This window comes from Rhodococcus wratislaviensis, assembly GCF_041228765.1.
In the GTDB taxonomy this organism is placed as follows: Bacteria; Actinomycetota; Actinomycetes; order Mycobacteriales; family Mycobacteriaceae; genus Rhodococcus_F; species Rhodococcus_F wratislaviensis.
In genome coordinates, this window is sequence record NZ_CP150488.1 from 5250250 (window position 1) to 5269038 (window position 18789).

The 18789-nt window shown below is 69.5% G+C and carries 16 protein-coding genes; 8 read left to right on the plus strand and 8 right to left on the minus strand.

What is annotated here, in order from left to right:
* Positions 1-43 precede the first annotated feature (43 nt).
* From WKC72_RS24215 to aspS, 4 genes are all read right to left on the minus strand, one after another.
* Positions 44-994 (minus strand): transglutaminase family protein, encoded by a 951-nt coding sequence (locus WKC72_RS24215; protein ID WP_037237578.1) that lies wholly within the window; start codon positions 992-994, stop codon positions 44-46.
* Positions 991-3570, minus strand: a complete 2580-nt coding sequence (locus WKC72_RS24220) for a circularly permuted type 2 ATP-grasp protein (protein ID WP_370179714.1) — start codon at positions 3568-3570, stop codon at positions 991-993. The genes WKC72_RS24215 and WKC72_RS24220 overlap by 4 nt, the downstream gene beginning before the upstream one ends.
* Complete coding sequence (locus WKC72_RS24225) at positions 3570-4541, minus strand: DUF389 domain-containing protein (RefSeq protein WP_268790599.1); 972 nt, start codon at positions 4539-4541, stop codon at positions 3570-3572. Before WKC72_RS24225 ends, WKC72_RS24220 begins: the two co-directional genes overlap by 1 nt.
* A gap of 70 nt (positions 4542-4611) precedes the next feature.
* Complete coding sequence (aspS, locus tag WKC72_RS24230; protein ID WP_037237587.1) at positions 4612-6420, minus strand: aspartate--tRNA ligase; 1809 nt, start codon at positions 6418-6420, stop codon at positions 4612-4614.
* Between the two features lie 144 nt (positions 6421-6564).
* Between aspS and WKC72_RS24235 the strand changes: the two genes are divergently transcribed.
* The 3 genes from WKC72_RS24235 to WKC72_RS24245 all read left to right on the plus strand — a co-directional run bounded on the left by WKC72_RS24235 (position 6565) and on the right by WKC72_RS24245 (position 8901).
* Positions 6565-7491, plus strand: coding sequence for a neutral zinc metallopeptidase (locus WKC72_RS24235; protein WP_037237588.1), 927 nt, complete (start codon positions 6565-6567; stop codon positions 7489-7491).
* Positions 7492-7555: 64 nt separating this feature from the next.
* The gene (locus tag WKC72_RS24240) at positions 7556-8182 is read left to right on the plus strand and encodes a helix-turn-helix domain-containing protein (protein ID WP_128638674.1); all 627 of its coding nucleotides are present in this window, start codon (positions 7556-7558) and stop codon (positions 8180-8182) included.
* A 2-nt stretch (positions 8183-8184) separates the two neighbouring features.
* Entirely contained in the window at positions 8185-8901 is a 717-nt protein-coding gene (locus WKC72_RS24245; protein ID WP_370179718.1) for an SRPBCC domain-containing protein, read from the plus strand.
* Between the two features lie 17 nt (positions 8902-8918).
* On the opposite strand, the gene WKC72_RS24250 is transcribed toward WKC72_RS24245, so the two are convergent.
* The 4 genes from WKC72_RS24250 to WKC72_RS24265 form a co-directional block, all read right to left on the minus strand.
* A complete protein-coding gene (locus WKC72_RS24250) occupies positions 8919-9374 on the minus strand; it encodes a hypothetical protein (protein ID WP_370179720.1) in 456 nt (151 codons plus the stop codon).
* 894 nt (positions 9375-10268) lie between these two features.
* A complete protein-coding gene (locus WKC72_RS24255) occupies positions 10269-11111 on the minus strand; it encodes a class I SAM-dependent methyltransferase (RefSeq protein ID WP_370179723.1) in 843 nt (280 codons plus the stop codon).
* Between the two features lie 102 nt (positions 11112-11213).
* Entirely contained in the window at positions 11214-11747 is a 534-nt protein-coding gene (locus WKC72_RS24260) for a DinB family protein (protein WP_370179725.1), read from the minus strand.
* Positions 11744-12619 carry a helix-turn-helix domain-containing GNAT family N-acetyltransferase gene (locus tag WKC72_RS24265; RefSeq protein ID WP_370179728.1) on the minus strand — a complete coding sequence of 292 codons (876 nt, stop codon included), beginning with the start codon at positions 12617-12619 and terminating at the stop codon, positions 11744-11746. Before WKC72_RS24265 ends, WKC72_RS24260 begins: the two co-directional genes overlap by 4 nt.
* A gap of 102 nt (positions 12620-12721) precedes the next feature.
* Here WKC72_RS24265 and WKC72_RS24270 point away from each other — a divergent pair, with 102 nt between their 5' ends.
* From WKC72_RS24270 to WKC72_RS24290, 5 genes are all read left to right on the plus strand, one after another.
* On the plus strand, positions 12722-14056 hold the full coding sequence (locus tag WKC72_RS24270) for an NAD(P)-binding domain-containing protein (RefSeq protein ID WP_370179730.1): 1335 nt from the start codon (positions 12722-12724) through the stop codon (positions 14054-14056).
* 3 nt (positions 14057-14059) lie between these two features.
* The gene (locus WKC72_RS24275; protein WP_370179732.1) at positions 14060-15292 is read left to right on the plus strand and encodes an MFS transporter; all 1233 of its coding nucleotides are present in this window, start codon (positions 14060-14062) and stop codon (positions 15290-15292) included.
* 308 nt (positions 15293-15600) lie between these two features.
* The gene (locus tag WKC72_RS24280) at positions 15601-16524 is read left to right on the plus strand and encodes an ATP-binding cassette domain-containing protein (RefSeq protein ID WP_370179734.1); all 924 of its coding nucleotides are present in this window, start codon (positions 15601-15603) and stop codon (positions 16522-16524) included.
* Positions 16521-17327 carry an ABC transporter permease gene (locus tag WKC72_RS24285; RefSeq protein ID WP_037237605.1) on the plus strand — a complete coding sequence of 269 codons (807 nt, stop codon included), beginning with the start codon at positions 16521-16523 and terminating at the stop codon, positions 17325-17327. Before WKC72_RS24280 ends, WKC72_RS24285 begins: the two co-directional genes overlap by 4 nt.
* Before the next feature lie 472 nt (positions 17328-17799).
* On the plus strand, positions 17800-18429 hold the full coding sequence (locus WKC72_RS24290) for a sigma-70 family RNA polymerase sigma factor (RefSeq protein ID WP_370179738.1): 630 nt from the start codon (positions 17800-17802) through the stop codon (positions 18427-18429).
* Positions 18430-18789: the final 360 nt, after the last annotated feature.

Below are 18789 nucleotides of genomic sequence, written 5' to 3' on the forward strand. Positions count from 1 at the left end.
TGACACGGATCATCGAGTCCTCCACCGGAAGCCCCGATGAATTTCAGCATTTCGGCTGATCCGGCGCGAGCACTTCGATCGGCGCCACGTCAACCGACACCGCAATGGTGCTGTTTCGTGCCTCTGTGTATATGACACCCCGCAGCGGCGGCACGTCAGCGTAGTCCCGGCCCCACGCGACCACGGTGTACCGCTCGTCGACGAGCTGGTCGTTGGTGGGGTCGAAGGCGAGCCACCGGTCCCCCGGCATCCACACGGCCGCCCAGGCGTGCGTCGCGTCGACGCCGATCATCCGTTCCTTGCCGGGTGGCGGCTGCGTCGCCAGATAGCCGGACACGTACCGGGCCGCGAGTCCGCGCGACCGCAGGCAGGCGATGGCGAGCCGGGCGAAGTCCTGGCACACGCCCGAGCGCTTCTCCAGTACCTCCGCGACACGGGTGGAGATCGACGTCGACCCCGACTTGTACTGGAAGTCGCGGTGGATGCGGGTGGTGAGATCAACCACCGCGTCGACGAGGGGCCGTTCCGGCGGGAAACTCGGCGCCGCGTACTCGCGGACCGCGTCGCTGATTTCGGGGGGTGCGAGGTCCAGCACGAACTCCTGCGCCATCGCCCCCTCGGTGCCCACGGGGCGGGACAACTCCCACGGCGCGTTCGCCGGTGCGGCGGCGAGCCTGGTCTTGTCGGGCCCGTAGACCTCGATCTCGGATTCGGCCGCGACGACCAGTTCCTCGTGCGGCGCGCTCACCTGGAAGTAGAGGTCCCGGTTGCCGTACACGTCGGACCCGGTGGAACGGTCCGCGGGCATCGGCGAGATGTCGACGACGGAACTCACGCACCGCTGTTCGTCGGTGTCGCGTGGCAGGAGGTAACCCCGGCCGTACGACGAGGAGACCGGCCCCGAGTACGTGTACGTGGTGCGGTGGGTGATCTTGTATCGGCGCAGCACCGGCCGTTCCGCGGCCTCGTCCGCGCGGGGCGACACGTCGGTCATGCGGGGACCCCGCCCTGCGAGGCGCTCCACGTGGTCCCGCTGCCCCAGAGCGGCTGGGTGCCGCCCGGCAGGGACAGCTGACCTTTCAGCATCACGTCGGACAGTTCGCTCAGCAGTGCGCGCATCGTGACCGTCAGCTCACCCAGCTCCTTCCGGGACCCGTTCCGGTCGACCGATTCGAGTCGAACGGGGTCGACGCGGCGCACGGTATTGACCATGTCCTCGACGAGCCGCTCCGCGCGCGACGCGCCCGAGGCGTCCGGCAGTGCGGCGAGATTCGCACGGAGCGCCTCGAGCTGGAACGCCAGCGACCGCGGGTTCTTCACGTCGAACAGCAGCAATTCGGCCACGGCCGCCGGGCGGATGCTGCGATTGCGGCGGCGGTAGACGACCGAACTCTCGGTGGCGACGAGAAGCGATTCGATCACCGCCCGCTCGGTCGCCGGATCCGTCTTCCGTCGCAGCGTGGACTCGACCAGCGCAATCAGGGTGGATGCCCGCTCGATCCGCTTCCCGATGTCCATGACGTGCCAGCCGGTGTCGCGGACCAGCGACTCCGCGGCGACTCCCGACAGGGCGAGCATCCCGCCGAGGACCGCGGACTGCGCCTCGAACAGCACGGACCCGTCGTCGACCGTGTCGGCGGCGACCTGTCCCAGCGCGCGTTCGACGGAGCTGAGGACGGCCCAGATGTCGTTCGACAGTTGCCCGCGCACGGCCCGCGCGGCCTGCTCGACGCCGCGGACCGCGTGCGCGAGCGACCCGTCCCGGTCGGGGTCCACGGTCAGCGAACGGAACTCCGAGCGCACCCGCAGCCGGTCGGCGACCGGATCCGAACCGGACTCGGCGCCGCGATCGGGCCCCTCCGGGCGGTTCCCGGCGTCGGCGACCTGCAGGACCGTGTCGAGCAGGATCGGGAGGCTTCCGCCGCCCGCGAGCCACGGTCGCAGGCGGTAGTCGCGGTACTTCTCGCCGACGGCGATCATCAGTCGTGCCGCGCCTTCGGCGCGCTCGGCGAACCGGCCCATCCAGAACAGTTCGGTCAGTGCGCGGGGCGACGTCATCAGGTCGGACGTCGTCGCCGCATACGTGGGCAGGGCGTCCCCGTCCCGGTCGACGGTGTCCCCCGGATCGGTGGACGCGGTGCGCTGGGCCAGCCGGATCCAGACGTCCTTCGCGCCGGCGTGGCGCCGGTCCCCCCGCTCCGCCCCGGGAACGAGGGACGTGCCGAGTCCACCGGCCATCGGGGTGAATCCCACCTGCTGCGCGACACCGAACAGCCGCACCCCGACCGGTGCGAGGACGACCTCCCCGGATCCGTCGGCCGCGGGCGCATACGAGGGGTCCGGAACGATCTGCCCGACCCACCGCTCGGGTTCGGCCCGCACCCGGTCCAGCAGGGCGTCCCGGTCGGCGTCACCGAGCTCGGCGGGCACGATCGGCGGACCCCCGTCCACGGCGCGCAGCACCATCGACGGGGCGTTCGCCAGGATGTGGGACAGCTCCGACCGGTCGCCTCCCCAGAAACTCGGAACCGACGGCAGCAGTAGGTCCTCGTCGAGGAGGCGACGGCACAGTTCCGGGAGCAGCCGGGTGAGGGCCGGGTTCTCGAGGATTCCGCTGCCGAGGGGGTTGACGACGGTCACCGCTCCCCGTCGCAGCACCTCGACGAGCCCGACCACACCGGACCGGGAGTCGGGGCGCAGGTCGAGGGGGTCGGCGAGGTCGGCGTCCACCCGCCGGACGATCACGTCGACGCGTTCCAGGTTGCCGAGGGAGCGCATCCACACATGGCCGTCGCGGACCACCAGGTCGGCGCTCTCCACGAGTGGGAAGCCGAGGACTGTCGCGAGATACGCCTGATCGAATGCCGCCTCGGACCGGGTTCGGGGGCTGAGGACGACGACCAGGGGGTCCTCGGTGCCCGCGGGGGCGGCGTCGATCGCCGCGAGCCGCATCGACTGAGCGAACGAGGACAGCGGGCGCGGGCCCACGGTCTCGTAGATGCCGGGCATCGCCCGGGCGATGACGCGGCGGTCCGCCATCGCATACCCGGCGCCCGCCGGGGACTGCGTGTGGTCGCGCAGCGCGTGGAACGTGCCGTCCGCTCCACGACCGACGTCGAGTCCGTGCAGGAACAGTTGATGGCGGCCCGGCACCGTGATGCCGTGCGCCGCACGGACGTACCCCGGGTGCCCGAACACCGTGCGGGCCGGAACGGCGCCGCTCCGGACGAGCGCCATCGGTCCGTACAGATCGGCGAGCACCGCGTCGAGGAGGCGGGAGCGCTGCACGAAGCCCGCGGCGAGCTGCTCCCACTCCTCGGCCGCGACGATCAGCGGGACCGCGTCGATCTCCCACCGCGGCGGTGCGGTCGGGGCGTCCGATCCGTCGAGGGGGTTGTAGGTGATTCCGTGGTTGTCGACGAGAAGCCGGATGCGGGACTGCAGGCGGCGGACGGAGTCCCGCCCGGCTCCCGTGAAGTCCTGGGCCAACTCCACCCACGGTTCCCGGATGTCGCCGCCGTCGCCGAAGAGTTCGTCGTAGCCCGTGCCGTCGTGCGGCGAGACACTCATCAGGGTCTCCGCCTCTGGGCCAGGGAGCGCTCTTTCCGCGCCTGTTCGAGAAGCCGGCGCGGATCGCCGCCGCTGCGCAATCGCAGCGCCAGCACCAGAACGCCGGCGACCACGATGCCCACCATGTTGACACCGAGTTGCAGCGCCGCGAGCGCCGCGACGCGCCACTCGCCCACGGTGACCGCGACGACGGCGAAACCCGCTGCGGGAACGGTGGTGACCGAGATGAAGACACCGACGAGTGCCGCCGACTTCGCGGACACGAGCGCGAGCATGCCTGCCGCACCGGCGAGGAGCGCGACGATCAGTGAGAGTGGTCCGACCCGGTAGATGAAATCGACCTGGTCGAGGGACTCGATGCTCTCGAACTCCATCCAGCCGACCCGCTCCATCAGCAGCGTCGCGACCAGCGTCGCCGCCATCGCGAACGGGAACCCGAAGAGCAGGGCGATCAGCGACCGGCGGGCCAGGCTGAGCTTGCGCCGCATCAGGGCGACGGCGAGCGCGGCGAGCGGACCGAACTCCGGCCCCACCACCATGGCCCCGACGACGGTGATCGGCGAGTCGGTCACCACACCCACCGCGGCCAGCAGGCAGGCGATGGTGAGGAATGCGAGGAAGGTGCCGTTGAGCGTCGACTCCTCGCGCGTCCGGCTGACCAGTTCCTCCCACACGACGCTGTCCGCCGGATCACCGGGGGCCGCCCTCTCCGCGTCGTGTGCGGACTTCGACAGCACCGTCTCGACGGGCTCCACCGTGATCGCGCCGGTGCGATCGATTCCCAGGGCCTCGAGCGCATCGATTACGTCGTTCGCGGACTCGCGGGCCACGTCGGTCTGGATAGCGTCACCGGCGGGGTCGATCGCAGCGTCGCGCAGGACCACCACGTGGGTGGCGCCGGGTTCGGCGGCGAGCACACCGAGGACGTCCTCGGTGCGCTCGGCCGGACAGATCACTCGCAGGTGCAACATCGTGTCCCCCGGCTGTTCCGCGTCGTCCGGTCATTCGGGTCCCGCCGGCAGATCGCGCCGGTGGACCCGCCTACTTGTCTGCGGGTGCGGCGGGCTTGGCCGCCGCGGCGTCGCCCTTCGGCTCCGGCTTGGCGTCCACCCCGGACTCCTTGCGCTGCTGCGCGGTGATCGGAGCCGGAGCGCTCGTCAGCGGATCGACGCCGCCACCCGACTTCGGGAACGCGATGACCTCACGGATCGAATCGACACCGGCCAGCAGGGCGGTGATGCGGTCCCAGCCGAACGCGATGCCGCCGTGCGGCGGGGCGCCGAACGCGAACGCGTCGAGCAGGAAGCCGAACTTCTCCTCGGCTTCCTCGTGGGAGATGCCCATCACCTTGAACACTCGCTCCTGAATGTCCTTGCGGTGGATACGGATACTGCCGCCACCGATCTCGTTGCCGTTGCAGACGATGTCGTAGGCGTACGCGAGCGCGGACCCCGGGTCGGTGTCGAACGTGTCGATCGACTCCGGCTTGGGCGAGGTGAACGCGTGGTGCACGGCCGTCCAGGCGCTGTAGCCGAGCGCGACGTCGCCGCTCGCGGTGGCGTCCGCCGTCGGCTCGAACAGCGGTGCGTCGACGACCCACACGAACGCCCAGGCGTCCGGGTCGATGAGGTTCTGCTTGCGGGCGATCTCGCCACGCGCGGCACCGAGCAGTGCCCGGGACGACTTGGTGGCGCCGGCGGCGAAGAAGATGCAGTCGCCCGGCTTGGCACCGACGTGCGCGGCGAGGCCCTCGCGTTCGGCGTCGGTGAGGTTCTTGGCCACCGGTCCCCCGAGCGTGCCGTCCTCGCCGACGAGCACGTACGCGAGGCCCTTCGCCCCGCGCTGCTTGGCCCATTCCTGCCAGGCGTCGAGCTGCTTACGCGGCTGGCTCGCACCGCCGGGCATGACCACCGCACCGACGTATTCCTGCTGGAATACGCGGAACGTGGTGTCCTTGAAGAACTCGGCGCACTCGACCAGTTCGACACCGAAACGCAGGTCCGGCTTGTCGGAACCGTAGCGACGCATCGCCTCGGCGTACGTCATCCGCGCGATCGGTGTCTTGATCTCGTGCCCGACCAGCTTCCACAGCGACGACAGCACCTCCTCGGCGAGGAGGATGACGTCGTCCTGGTTGACGAAGCTCATCTCGATGTCGAGCTGAGTGAACTCGGGCTGGCGGTCCGCCCGGAAGTCCTCGTCGCGGTAGCAGCGCGCGATCTGGTAGTAGCGTTCGATGCCACCGACCATGAGCAGCTGCTTGAACAGCTGCGGGCTCTGCGGCAAGGCGTAGAAGCTGCCCGGCTGCAGTCGCGCGGGAACCAGGAAGTCGCGGGCGCCCTCCGGCGTCGACCGCGTCAACGTGGGCGTCTCGACCTCGACGAACTCGTGGTGCGCGAGCACGGCGCGTGCCGCGGCGTTGACCTTGGACCGCAGGCGGATGGCGTGGCCGGGACCCTCACGGCGCAGGTCGAGGTAGCGGTACTTCAGGCGCGCTTCCTCACCGGCCTGGTCGTCCAGCTGGAACGGCAGCGGCGCGCTCTCGTTGAGGACCTCGAGCTCGGTGACGTTGACCTCGATGGCTCCGGTGGGGATCTCGAAGTTCTGGTTGCCCTCGGGACGCACCTCGACCACACCGGTCACCTTGACGCAGTACTCCGCGCGCAGACGGTGTGCCTGCTCGGCGGCGGCGCCTTCCCGGAACACCACCTGGGACACACCCGACGCGTCACGTAGATCGATGAAGATCACCCCGCCGTGATCACGACGCCTGGCAACCCAACCGGTGAGGGTTACGGTCTGCTGGGCCTGCTCGGCTCGCAATGAACCGGCGAGATGTGTGCGCAGCACGGGATTCCTTTCGAAACATGGGGCAATCTACTTCGTTGGCTGAGATCCTACGGAGACACCGTGCGTGAGCGGAAACGCATACCCGCTTCGCGTGCGAGGCTCGATCGGCACGCACCGGAAAACTGACGAGAAAGCGACGACGACATGACCTTCAACGAGGGCGCCCGAATGGACTCCGGCCGGGTGTCGGTCGGTGGCGGGGGCGGCGGTGGCCTCGGCGGAAAGTTCGCGATGGGCGGCGGCGCCGGGGGTCTGATCGTGCTGGTTCTCGCACTGCTCCTCGGTGGCGATCCCGGCTCGCTGCTCGGCGGCCTCAGCGGCACCACTGATTCCGCCGGCCAGAATTCCGGCGCGGGCCTCGCCGGATGCGAGACCGGCGCGGACGCCAACCGCGACGTGAACTGCCGGGTGGTGTTCACCGCAGGCAGTCTCGACTCCGTGTGGCAGCAGGAACTCGGGAAACAGACCGGCACCGCGTACGTGCCGCCGGAGGTCGTGCTGTTCTCCGGTTCCGTCAATACCGGCTGCGGCAACGCCACCAGTGAAGTCGGACCGTTCTACTGCCCGGCGGACTCGACGGCGTATTTCGACACCAGCTTCTTCCAGCTCCTCGTCGACCGCTTCGGGTCCAGCGGCGGACCGCTGGCGCAGGAGTACGTCGTGGCGCACGAGTTCGGCCACCACATCCAGAACCAGCTCGGCGACATCGGGCGGGCACAGGCCGACCCGCGGGGCGCCGACTCGGCTGCGGTGCGAACCGAGTTGCAGGCCGACTGCTACGCGGGCGTGTGGGCCCACTACGCCGACACTCTCCCCGGACCCGACGGCGGACCGCCGTTCCTGAACACGCTCACCGACACCGACATCGACGACGCTCTCTCCGCCGCCTCGTCGGTCGGTGACGACCGGATCCAGCAGTCCGCGGGCGCCCGGGTGAATCCGGAGGGCTGGACGCACGGCTCCTCGGAGCAGCGCCAGAAGTGGTTCGCGACCGGTTACCGGACGGGCCAGGTCCAGGCCTGCGACACCTATTCCGCACGCGATCTGAACAACCCGCCCGCGCTGCGCTGACCACTCGATCACCGACAATAAATATTGTCTTGACAGAAATTGCTGTCGGTGCGACAGTTGACGCATGTTGGACGTAGCAGTGATCGACCAAGCAGCCGCCGCGGAGATCTCCCTGGACCCGGTCCGGGCGCGGTTGCTCGCGGCGCTCGCCGAACCCGGTTCGGCGAGTTCCATCGCCGCGGCGGTCGGACTGACGCGGCAGAAGGCCAACTACCACCTGCGCGCGCTCGAGGAGCACGGCCTCGTCGAACTCGTCGAGGAACGCAAGAAGGGCAACGTCACCGAGCGGGTGTTCCAGGCCACCGCGGCGTCCTACGTCATCTCCCCCGCCGCGTTCGCCGCCCTCGCACCCGATCCCGACCGGTCACCGGACCAACTGTCGGCCCGCTGGCTGGTCGCACTGGCCGCGCGACTGGTGCGTGAGGTCGGCGAGTTGATCGCCGGCGCCACCGCGGCGCGTCAGCAGCTGGCGACCTACGCGATCGACAGCGAGGTCCGGTTCGCGTCCGCGGCCGACCGGTCCGCCTTCGCCGACGAACTCGGCGAGTCCGTGAAGCATCTGGTGGCCCGATACCACGACGAGAACGCCCCGAACGGGCGCAGGCACCGTCTCGTCGTCGCACTGCACCCCAGCCTGAAAACACCGTCCGAGCAAGCGAAGTCACCCGACAACCGTCACGAGGAGAGCTAGCCATGTCCGAGAACTTCGAGATTCGCCGCGAGGTCGTCCTGAACGCCACCCCGGAAGACGTGTTCGCCGCCGTCACCAGCGGCACCGGCGGGTGGATGTTTCCCTCCGAACTCGATCCCGGCGTCGGCAGCGAGGGACCCGACGACCCGACCGTCGTCGCGTGGGAGCCGCCGCGGAAGTTCGCCGTGCGCCAGGAGGGCCCCGACGGCTGGTTCAACGCCCTCGAATACCTCATCGAGGCCCGCGACGGCGGCACCGCGGCGCTGCGCTACGTCCACAGCGGCATCTTCACGGACGATTGGGACGCGCAGTACGACGGCGCCGACAAACACACCACGTTCTACCTCCACAGCCTCGGCCAGTACGTCCAGTACTTCGCCGGCCGCGCGGCCACCTACATCACGACCGGCGGTCCGGAGGCCTCCACCGGTCCCGGCGCAATGGCCGCGCTCCGCGGCGCGCTCGGCCTGACCGACACCTCCGCGACCGGCGACACGGTGTCCGTCGACGTCCCCGGTTTCGGCACGGTCGACGGCGTCGTCGACTACCTGACGCCGCACTTCATCGGCATCCGGACCGACGATGCGCTGTACCGGTTCTACGGCCGCAACGCGTTCGGCGGTACGGTCGACGCGGCGCACCACCTGTTCGCTGTCGGCGTCGACCAGGAGAAGTCGCAGGACGCGTGGAAGTCCTGGCTGGACAACGTCTTCGCCTGAACCCGTCGTACCCCCGTTCAGGACGCCGTGAACTCGCCCCCACCCGGAATGTCCGGGGTGCTCGTGGTGATCTCGACGCTGACCCTTCCGGCCCCCGGATCGAAGTACACGGCTGTCGGCGCGCCCGGACCGTCCCATCCGCTCAACGCCCACTGCTTCGTTCCGGAGGCGCCGGTGTCGAGGTTGCGCCAATGCAGGGTTCCGTCGACCATGCAGACCCGGGAGGGGCCCGCGAAGTACGTCGTCAACAGCACGTAGTTCGGCCCGTACGGCGCCGGGTAATCGGACGACGCCCGGGCGTCGATCCGCCCTCCGCACACGCTGATGTCGCCGGGGTTCAGCCCGTGCCCGATCGTGTAGGTGGGGGTCAGCGTCGCCGTCTCCGCCCCGGCGGCCGCCGGTGCACCGAACAGTGCGGCGGCGGCGAGCGAACCCGCCACCGCCGAACGGACAACCAGATTTCCCACAGGCATGGCGCTCCTCGGTCGTGCGCGTCGGGTGAACTCTCCCCTCTTGTCTCCGGGAATGCGGGGAGCGTTACTCGTCCGCGTGGCTGGTTGACTGGTGGTGTGCGGTATTCGGAATGTGCGGTATTCGTTACACCCGTGAATGGATATCCGTTCTGTCCGCGGCGTCGTGACCCCACGGCGTCTCATGCATGGTCTGGGCATAGAAGATCTGGGGTGATTGTCCATCCGTCTGTGGTGAGCCATCGTTGAACCGGCTTGGCCAGATCGCCGTCCTCGGCGAACTCGGCGAAGTGGTCGGGCGAGGATGGGCCCGTCGCCGCAGACACTGCAGGCGAGGTCGAACGCTGGTTGCCCGGGTTCGCAGTGGCGGCAATGCTGTCGACCGATCAGCGTTCCGCGGTGATCGGGATCGGGGTGGAGCCAGATCACCGCGAGGTCAGCGCGTTGGTGTGCTGCCTCGGCGCGAGTAGTGGGCTCGTGTCCGCAGGTTGGGCACGTGCGAGAAGTGGGTACAGGTGCACGTGGATCGGCGACCAGGATCTCCTGCGTGACCGGCGCGATGTCCACGCGCTTGTGCAGAAGCCCATAGACCGTGGTGCGCGGCACTTTCAGCATGTCGGCGATCTGCGCGAGGTGTGTTCACCTGCGTCGTACAGGCGTTGAGCGAGTGCCTTTTACTCAGCAGAATGTGCAGTTCAGAGCTGCGTCCGATAGGGATCGCTTCTCGACATCAAACTCGCCGACGCGTGTGCGCGTGTATCGTGCTGCCGGCCGCCCGAGGACTGGGCCGGAGATCTGGCCCGCATGTTCAAGGCCCTCGGCGAGGTGTGCCCGGTGGGGGGGTGTCGACGAGCGCGATCCTGGGATGCGCTGCCGGTGACCGAGGGCCGATGCGGGCTACCTCTTGCGTGCAGTGACGAGCAGGTACTCGGCCTCGTAGAGTGTCCGGCCAGGCGCATGGGCCCGATTCCATGCGGTGAGAAACTGCAGGAAATCCCGCTCGAGGTTCGCGATCCGATCCGGGTCCGCGGCATTGTGGCGGTACACGGCGATCGTCGGGCCATAGTTGCGTTTCCAGAACTCCCGGAACTCCGTCGGGTCTGCGAAGCGGTCGATCACGAGCGACTGGCGGTGCGCGTCGAGCGCAGTCACCCGGTCGCCGAACAGGTCGCGGACGTGTTGCTCGTCGCCCCACAACGGCGGCGGGGTCGCACCGCGCGGCGGGGGCGGTGCGTAGCGTCCCATGGTCTTGAACAGGTTGCCGATCAGGCCCTGCGGTGTCCAGTTGATCATCGCGATGGTGCCGCCGGGCCGGCAGACTCGCAGCATCTCGTCGGCAGTCTGCCGATGGTGCGGCGCGAACATTGCCCCGACGACCGAGATGACGGCGTCGAAGCTGTCGTCGTCGAACGCCAACGCCTCCGCGTCGGCTTCGACCCAGTCCAGTTCGACGCCGCGCTGGGCGGCGATCGCTCGCCCGGCGACGAACAGTTCCGGCGTCAGGTCCGACGCGACGACGGTGGCGCCGCGCGCGGCAGCCGGGATCGCGGCGTTGCCGCTGCCGGCGGCCACGTCGAGCACCCGCTGGCCGGCGCGGATGTCGGCCGCCTCCACGAGTACCTCGCCGAGGGCCGGGATCAGCTCGGCGGCGACGGTCGGGTAGTCGCCGGAGGCCCACAACGCTCGGTGTTTGGCCTTGAGCGCGCGGTCGGTGTCTCTATCGGTGGGAATGGTGGTCATGTCGTGTCCTCGTCCTCGATGCCGGGTGCCGGGATGTCGGCACATCAATAGACGACGGCCGGTTCGGAAGGACGCACGCGAGCTGATTTCGGCGGAATGCGTTCAGCCGAGTGTGAGCTGGGCGCGGTGGAAGTCGAAGTGCTTGCCCGGGTACCGGTAGACCTGCTCGAGGGTCATGGTCTCGGCGAAGAACGGGTCCCACCGCACCGGAAAGGCCATGCTGCGCCGCAGGTTTGCTTCTGATTCGTCGGCCAGGGAGCGTTGCAGCGCGGCGATGACGCGGTCGCACTTCCGGCCCATCCGGCGGTGGTCGAAGACGGTGGCCGCCGCGCACGAGCCGAGGTAGTTGATCTGGTGGAACGCCGGTGTCGTGGCGTCCAGGACGCGGGCGAATCCTCGGCCGACCCGGTCAGGTAGCCGGGAGAACGCCCGGACCAGCACCAGTAGGCGGCGAACCACCATGTAGCCGAACACCATGTGGAACAGCAGTTGCTCGTTCGTCCATCGGGTACCGGACGAGCGTCGATCGAGCTTGTCGGCGCTCGCGCCGTCGACGAGCTCGTGCAGGAGGACCCTGGCGCGCTCGAGATCCGCGGCGATCGCTGCTCGATCCACCGGTCGTGGAGGTTCGGTCATGGCTGGTCCGCGGCGGCTGAGCGGCGTTCGAGGAAGACAGTGTCGCGCCAAATGCCGTCGAGTCGCGCGATGCGTTCGCGGACGCCGATGGTGCGGAATCCGGCGGAGTGATGCAGGGCGATGCTGGCCCGGTTCTCCGGAAAGATCGAGGTCTGCAAGGTCCATATCCCGGCTTCGTCGGCGGCGATGACCTGGGTGCGCAGCAGGGCCTTGCCGACGCCGCGCCCGCGCATCCCGTCGGCGACGTAGACGGAGTTCTCGGCTACGCCTCGATAGCAGTCCCGCCCGGAGGTCGGACTCAGTGCGGCCCAGCCGACCACGACGCCGTCGATCTCGGCGACCCACCGATGCCCGGGCAGCCACTGGGCGTCCAGGGTTTCCCGGGTAGGGACCTCGGTGGTGAAGGTGGCGGTGCGAGTGGCGATGCCCTCACCGTAGATGCGGCGGACGTCGTCCCAGTCCTGTTCCGTCATGGGGCGCACGGTCACGTCGTCGGGGAGGTCGTCCGGGCAGCACGGCCGCGGGGTTAGCACGCCCATGACCGCGTCGGCGGCGTGCGGGAGTCCGGTGCAGCAGGAGGGGTTGACCGTGACGACGGTGCTGGTGCGGTCCTTGTGGACGGAGACGTACCCGACGTCGGCAAGCTTGCGCACGTGGTGCGAAATGGTGGGCTGACCGATGCCCAGGGCCTCGGCCAGCTCACCCACGGTGATCCCAGCCGGGCGGGAGGCGACCTGATGCAGCAACCGCACCCGGGTGGGATCGGCCAGGCAGGCGAACCAGCCGGCGTAGGTGACCGCGTCCTCCGGCGCCAACGCATCCACCTGCGCGGTGCCGGGGGTGCGGACGGCCGGCATGTCCAGGGAAGTCATGCCCTTCACTATATCGACATCCATCGATGGTTGCATTCATCGACGCTCGTCGATACTCTCCGACGTAGAGGATCGATGAACGTCGATGAAAGGATTTTCCAGATGAACACCTTGCCCGTAGTCGTCGTAGGCGCCGGCCCGATCGGCCTGGCCGCCGCGGTACAGCTGCGTGAGCGCGGCCTGACCCCGCTGGTCTTCGAACGCGGCCCGGTGGCCGGTGCGGCGATCTCCGAGTGGAACCACGTGCGGCTGTTCTCCCGCTGGGGTGAGCTGATCGACCCCGCCGCCCGCCGCCTGCTCGACGCCACCGGCTGGGTGGCCCCGGACGACGAGGCGTACCCGACCGGCCAGGACTGGACCCGCGACTACCTTTCGCCGCTGGCCGCCGCCCTCGGGGATGCGGTGCAGCTGAATACCGAGGTGATCGGGGTGGCCCGCCGCGGCCGCGACCGGGTCGTCGACGCCGGCCGCGACACCGAACCGCTGTCGGTGCACCTCCGCCGACCGGACGGCACCGAGGACCGCATCACCGCTCAGGCGGTCATCGACGCCTCCGGCACCTGGACCACCCCGAACCCCCTCGGCGGTGAAGGCCTGCCCGCCCTCGGCGAAAAGACCGCCGCCGACCGGATCGAGTATCGCGTCCCGAACCTCGACGACGAGGACGTGCGGGCCCGCTACACCGGCAAGCACACCGTGATCGCCGGCAGCGGCCATTCGGCGCTGACCGCGATCGTGGCTTTGGCCAATCTGGAGAAGCAGGCCCCGGGCACCCGGATCACCTGGGTACTGCGCCGCGGCGACATCGGATTCACCTTCGGCGGCGGCGACGCCGACCAGCTGCCCGCCCGCGGCGCCCTGGGTTTGCGTGCCAAGCAGGCCGTCGACGACGGGCTGCTGCAGGTGGTCACCGGCTTCCGCACCGCCGCCGTCGCCACCAACGACGAGCAGGTGGCGTTGATCTCCGACACCGGCGCCCGCATCGAGAAGGTGGATCGGGTGGTGGTGCTGACCGGGTTCCGCCCGGACCTGTCCTGGCTGTCGGAGATCCGCCTCGGCCTCGATCCGGTGCTGCAGGCCCCGACCCAGTTGGCGCCGCTGATCGACCCGAACGTGCACTCCTGCGGCACCGTCTACCCGCACGGGGCCGCCGAACTGTCGCATCCGGAACCGGATGTGTACCTTGCCGGGATGAAAAGCTACGGCCGCGCCCCGACCTTCCTGGCGATGACCGGGTACGAGCAGGTCCGCTCCATCGCCGCCGCCCTGGCCGGCGATCACGAGGCCGCGGCCCGGGTCGAACTGACCCTTCCCGAGACCGGGGTGTGCGGCGGCGCCGGGGTGTTCGACGACCCCGAGCCCGCGACCGCCGAGGGTGGGTGCTGCTCCGCACCGACTCCGCAGCTGATCACCCTGTCCGCCCGCGCGGACGGATAACCGATGACGGACACCAGGACCCTGCCGCAGACCGCGTCTCTCGACGGGGCCGGTCTGCGGCGGGTCCTGGCAGTGCTGTGCCTGACCGAGATCACCAGCTGGGGCATCCTGTACTACGCGTTTCCGGTGCTGTCGGTGTCCATTTCGGCCGACACCGGGTGGTCGCTGCCGGTGATCGTGGCGGCGTTCTCCCTGTCCCAGCTCGCCGCCGCGCTGACCGGGATCCCGGTCGGACGGATCATCGACCGGTTCGGGCCGCGGGCGGTGATGACCGCCGGATCCGTCTTCGCCGTCCCCGCCCTGCTGGTTGTCGCGGCCGCCCCGAACCTGCCGATCTTCTACGCCGGCTGGATCGCCGCGGGTATCGCGATGGGCGCGGTGCTGTATCCGCCGGCGTTCGCGGCGCTGACCCGCTGGTACGGCGACGGCTACGTCAAGGCGCTGATGATCCTCACCCTCGCCGCCGGGTTGGCCAGCACGGTGTTCGCCCCGCTCACCGCGGCCTTGGTCGACCGGTACGACTGGCGGACCACGTATCTCGTCCTCGCCGTCATCCTGGCGATCATCACCGTGCCAGGGCACCTACTGGGGCTGCGCGGGCGGTGGCCGCACCCACCCACCCCAGTGGGGGACCATCCGGTCGATCACCGGGATGCCTCTCGCAGCCGCGCGTTCGCGGCCCTCGTCATCGCACTGAGCCTGGGCGCGTTCGCCGCGTTCGCCGGGGTGTTCAACCTGGTGCCGTTGCTGATCGAGCAGGGCTTCTCCCCGTCCCTTGCGGCCCTGACGTTGGGGTTGGGTGGTGCCGGGCAGGTTCTCGGTCGCATCGGCTACCTCCCGCTGGCGGCCCGCACCACCGCCCGCACCCGGATCGTGGTGATCCTCGCGGCGACCGCGGTCAGCACCGCGTTGCTCGGGATCGTGTCCACGGTGGTGGCGCTGATCGCGGTCGCGATCGGTGCCGGGCTGATCCGCGGGATCTTCACCCTGATCCAGGCCACCGCGATCACCGACCGATGGGGCGCCACCCACTACGGGCGCCTCAATGGGCTCATGTCCGCCCCGGTGGTCATCGTCATGGCACTGGCCCCCTGGGCCGGAACCGCACTGTCGGCGCGGACCGGGAGCTACGCCCACGCCTACCTGATCCTCGCCGCCCTCGCCGTAGTCGCCTCCCTCATCGGCGCCGCCAGCATCCCCCGGCATCGGCGCCACGATGCCGCCACCACTACCTGACGCTCTCGACAACCCTGGAAGGGACAACTGAATTGAGCGACTACAACGTCCTCGTCGTCGGCGGCTGGCAGTCCGGCCTGGCCGCCGCCCATCACGCACTGCGCCGCGGCCTGAAACCGGCGATCCTCGAGGCCTGATTCGGCGGTGGGCGCGTCCAACGCGAAGTTGCTTCGTCTGAGGAAGCGGACTCTCATCCAGAACCGGGTGAGAGCACACCTTCTTTCGAGAGGAACCCTCCGATGACCACCCACCTGTTCTCTCCCCCCCGGAACCGGCCTCGAGGCCGGCGGCCACGGCGGGGGTGTGAGATGACCGCCCCCGCCGTCCTCGTCGAGGATCTGCACGTCGCCTTCGGCAAGAACTGGGCCCTCGACGGTGTCGACTTGGAGGCTGCCGCGGGGACCACGCTCGGTGTGCTCGGCCACAACGGTGCCGGCAAGACCACCCTGATCCGCACGATGACCACCCTGGTGCGTCCCACCATCGGCCGCGTGCAGATCGAGGACCTGGACGTCGTCGCCGACGCCACCGAGGTCCGCCGCCGGATCGGGGTGACCGGCCAATACGCCGGTCTCGACGAGTTCCTCACCGCCCGAGAGAATCTGGAGCTGATCGGCCGCCTGACCGGGCCGCGGCGCACCGCCCGCGCGCGGGCCGACGCGCTGATCGACCGGCTCGGTCTGGACGAGTATGCGGCTCGGCGGGTAGGGGAACTCTCCGGGGGTTCGCGCCGCCGGATCGATCTGGCCGCCAGTCTCGTCGGATCCCCGTCGCTGCTGTTCCTGGACGAGCCGACCACGGGCCTGGACCCCCTCGCCCGCGCCGGGCTGTGGGACGTCGTGGACGAGCTCACCGACGCGGGCACCACGGTCGTGCTCACCACCCAGTACCTCGAGGAGGCGGACCGGCTCGCCGACCACATCGTGGTCCTCAGCCGGGGCCGTGTCGCTGCCCGCGGCACCCCCGCCGAGCTGAAACGGATCGTCGGCGGCAAGGTCGTCAGCGCGACGGTCCCCGCCCATCAGCTCGCCGCGCTGCCGTTCGTCCCGGACGCCGACCGGGTCGACGACAACCGGGTTCGGGCGTCGGTCACCGTCGACGACGCCCCCGCCGCGATCGCGCTGGTCGCCGACCTGCACGACCGCGGCATCGAGGTCACCGACCTGGACGTAGCTTCCCCGAGCCTCGACGACGTCTTCACCCACCTCGCCCACACAGGAGCCCACAAATGACCACCACCAACGCGATCGGGCGGCCCTCGGCCTTGGACCAGCTCGCCGCGCTCACCGTCCGGAACCTGCGCACCAGCGCACGTGTTCCGCAGCTGTTGATGTTCTCGCTGACCATGCCGATGGCGATGCTGGTGCTGTTCAGTCAGGTGTTCCGCAGCGTCGCGGCCGGACCCGGCTTTCCGGCCGGGGTCAGTTACATCGTCTTCCTCACTCCGGCGATGCTCGCCGTCTCCACCGTGATGGCCGGCACCAACGCCGGAGTGTCCGCCGCGATCGATCACACCAACGGCCTCCATGACCGCTTCGCTGCCCTGCCTATGCGGGCGGCGTTGACGGGGGTGGCTCGCACCATCAACGAGGCCGTCTTCACCCTCGCCCGGGCTGCGTTGCTCGGGATCGCCGCCGTGGCTTTGGGTTTCGAGTTCCACGGCACCGCCGGTGATGCCGTCGCCGCGGTCATCGTGCTGGTGGTGCTGGCCGGGGCGATGAGCGCCCTGTTCGGGCTGATCGGGGACCGGCTCCGTCGGCCGGACGTGGTCCAGTTCGCCGGGATGATGGTGATGATGCCGCTGATGTTCGTCTCGAGTGCGTTCGCGCCGATCGAGACCATGCCCGGCTGGATGCAGGCCATGGCGACGGTGAATCCGGTCGCGCACGCCACCGACGCCCTGCGCGGCCACGTCCTCGGCACCGCCACCGCCGGCGACACCGCCGCAGCCCTGGTTGCGGCGATCGGGTTGTGGGCGGTGGTGACCGCCGTGCCCGCCTTCACCCGCGTGGTTCGGTCCGCACGCACCCGCTGAACGACGACACCCCGCCCTGTCCTCCTCCCAAGGATGGGGCGGGTTCTTCGTGTCTGCTGTCCGTCCGGATCCGGGCACTCCTCTGGCCCCTACCCCGGTGGAGGGGGTAGAGGCTGAGAGAGTGCTGTGGTCAGCGGATGCGCCCGGTGCGGGCGTCGACGGCGCTCATGCGGCGGCGTCGAGCAGATGCAGTTCCTCCGCCACGATCAGATCGACCTCTTCGTCGGTCAGGCCCGACAACAGATGTGTGGTCAGCATCGCTCTCACCTCCTCACCGCGCTTCTACTGGTACGTCGAACCGGAGAACCCGGAATCGACATCGACACCCATACAGACGAGGAACTTCGGATTCGGACGCAGGTGCGTCCGATGACGGTCAATGTCGTCCGTACCTCTGGAACGACCCTGACCCAGGGGGTCGCCACCGCGCCTCGGGGCGGGGATCCTGTAAGACGGAGAGGAACCACAAATCATGAATGAGGACACGGCCACCACCACGACGACACAGCAGTCGGCACCAGCTGATCTCGACCAGCTCTGGCGCCGCTTCTCGAGCGACTTGCGGGCCTTCATCGCCCGCCGGGTTTCACGTCCCGAGGACGCCGACGACATTCTGTCGATCGTGTTCCTGCGGATGGCGAAGAGCCTGGACAACCTGCGCGAGCAGGACCGGCTCCTGGGGTGGATGTATGCCATCACCCGCAACGCGATCACCGACTACTACCGGTCCGCGCCCCATCGGCGGGAGCTGGCCGTCGACACTGTTCCCGACAACCCGCGCGAGGGCGAACCGGACGACGACGAGACGGCGGAGAAGGAACTCGCCTCCTGCCTGGTGCCGATGCTCTCCGGACTGCCCGCCGAGCAGGCCGCGGCGGTGAAGATGGTCGACCTCGACGCCCGAACCCACGCCGCCGCGGCCGGGGAGGCGGGGATTTCGGTGTCCGGCATGAAATCCCGCGTTCAACGCGGCCGTGCCACCCTCCAGGCCCGACTGCACGCCTGCTGTGAGATCAGCCAGGACCGGACCGGTCACGTGCACGACTACCAGCCCCGCAGCGGATCCTGCGCCTGCGGCGCCCCCTCACCCGCGGACCAGTAGACCGTCACACCCGCTCGGGAGCGGCGCACCGGTAGACCGCGCGGCACCACGCACAGACGACGGTGCGGTGCGAGCCAAACGCTCGCACCGCACCGTTGTCATCTGAGGGCTACTGGCAGCCGCATCCACCACCCGCCGTCGCCGCCGGACCGCAGCACGTCGACTTCTCACTCTGGTCGCAGCAGATGGTTTGCCTCTCGGTGCTGCAACACGTGGGCGCCGCAGCCTGTGGGGTTCGGTCCGTCCGATCCGTCGCCGGGTTCTCGAACTCGTGGGGGTTGGTCATGGTGACTCCTTGATCCGTCGGGTTGGGTACCAGATCAGACGGAGGAGGGCGAGAAGGGACGCAAGCCCCTCGGA

Excerpts from the sequence above, each read along its gene's own strand:
- WKC72_RS24215 (WP_037237578.1), bottom strand. The coding sequence starts at position 994 with ATGACCGACGTGTCGCCCCGCGCGGACGAGGCCGCGGAACGGCCGGTG.
- WKC72_RS24220 (WP_370179714.1), bottom strand. The coding sequence starts at position 3,570 with ATGAGTGTCTCGCCGCACGACGGCACGGGCTACGACGAACTCTTCGGC.
- WKC72_RS24225 (WP_268790599.1), bottom strand. The coding sequence starts at position 4,541 with ATGTTGCACCTGCGAGTGATCTGTCCGGCCGAGCGCACCGAGGACGTC.
- WKC72_RS24235 (WP_037237588.1), top strand. The coding sequence starts at position 6,565 with ATGACCTTCAACGAGGGCGCCCGAATGGACTCCGGCCGGGTGTCGGTC.
- WKC72_RS24240 (WP_128638674.1), top strand. The coding sequence starts at position 7,556 with ATGTTGGACGTAGCAGTGATCGACCAAGCAGCCGCCGCGGAGATCTCC.
- WKC72_RS24245 (WP_370179718.1), top strand. The coding sequence starts at position 8,185 with ATGTCCGAGAACTTCGAGATTCGCCGCGAGGTCGTCCTGAACGCCACC.
- WKC72_RS24250 (WP_370179720.1), bottom strand. The coding sequence starts at position 9,374 with ATGCCTGTGGGAAATCTGGTTGTCCGTTCGGCGGTGGCGGGTTCGCTC.
- WKC72_RS24255 (WP_370179723.1), bottom strand. The coding sequence starts at position 11,111 with ATGACCACCATTCCCACCGATAGAGACACCGACCGCGCGCTCAAGGCC.
- WKC72_RS24260 (WP_370179725.1), bottom strand. The coding sequence starts at position 11,747 with ATGACCGAACCTCCACGACCGGTGGATCGAGCAGCGATCGCCGCGGAT.
- WKC72_RS24265 (WP_370179728.1), bottom strand. The coding sequence starts at position 12,619 with ATGACTTCCCTGGACATGCCGGCCGTCCGCACCCCCGGCACCGCGCAG.
- WKC72_RS24270 (WP_370179730.1), top strand. The coding sequence starts at position 12,722 with ATGAACACCTTGCCCGTAGTCGTCGTAGGCGCCGGCCCGATCGGCCTG.
- WKC72_RS24275 (WP_370179732.1), top strand. The coding sequence starts at position 14,060 with ATGACGGACACCAGGACCCTGCCGCAGACCGCGTCTCTCGACGGGGCC.
- WKC72_RS24280 (WP_370179734.1), top strand. The coding sequence starts at position 15,601 with ATGACCGCCCCCGCCGTCCTCGTCGAGGATCTGCACGTCGCCTTCGGC.
- WKC72_RS24285 (WP_037237605.1), top strand. The coding sequence starts at position 16,521 with ATGACCACCACCAACGCGATCGGGCGGCCCTCGGCCTTGGACCAGCTC.
- WKC72_RS24290 (WP_370179738.1), top strand. The coding sequence starts at position 17,800 with ATGAATGAGGACACGGCCACCACCACGACGACACAGCAGTCGGCACCA.